This window comes from Kingella sp. SNUBH-2017 (genome assembly GCF_028680565.1).
GTDB classification, from domain to species: domain Bacteria; phylum Pseudomonadota; class Gammaproteobacteria; order Burkholderiales; family Neisseriaceae; genus Kingella_D; species Kingella_D pumchi.
The window spans coordinates 1-591 of the sequence record NZ_JAPHVK010000036.1; the positions used below are offsets into that span (position 1 = coordinate 1).

The 591-nt window shown below is 47.0% G+C and carries 1 protein-coding gene; it reads left to right on the plus strand.

The window, feature by feature from the left end; all coding sequences use genetic code 11:
- Positions 1-179: 179 nt before the first annotated feature.
- On the plus strand, positions 180-591 hold a 412-nt coding region (locus tag OP500_RS11235), incomplete at its 3' end, for a zonular occludens toxin domain-containing protein (RefSeq protein WP_274071003.1).

Here is a 591-nt window from a genome sequence, read left to right on the forward strand (position 1 = left end):
AAGCCATCCAGATTTTCTACATCGCCGGCGGCGGTGAAGCCCTGAACTGGATATTCGGCGCAACATCGTTCGCCCTTGCGCTCTCGTCCGTGTCCAAACTTGGTACATCTTTCAAGAAAAAGTAGCAACAAAATTCGTCGGCAAACCGCCGGCGAAAAATCAAACATAAGGGGTAAAACATGATCAGCCTAATCACAGGCCTGCCCGGCTCCGGCAAAACAAACCTGCTCGTCCACGAATTAATGACGCGCGACGATCTCAAAAACCGCCCGCTCTTCGTTGACGGCATCCCGGACTTGAAAATTCCGACGATGGAGATACCCGAAGGCGAAAGCATGATGACTTGGCACAAATGGGCGCCCAACGGCGCAGTCTTTGTTATAGGAAAGGCACAGCGTATTTTTCCTTTTCGTAAATATGGAGATAGTCCGGAATGTATTAATGAGCTTTCCTTTCATACGCACAAAGGTATCTGCATTTTTGTTATTACTGAGCATCCCAGTTTGATAGATGCCAATTTACGAGCATTCGTTGGTGAGCATCGGCATATGGATAAAACAATGCTTGGGTCAATATTTGGTTTTAGTAAAG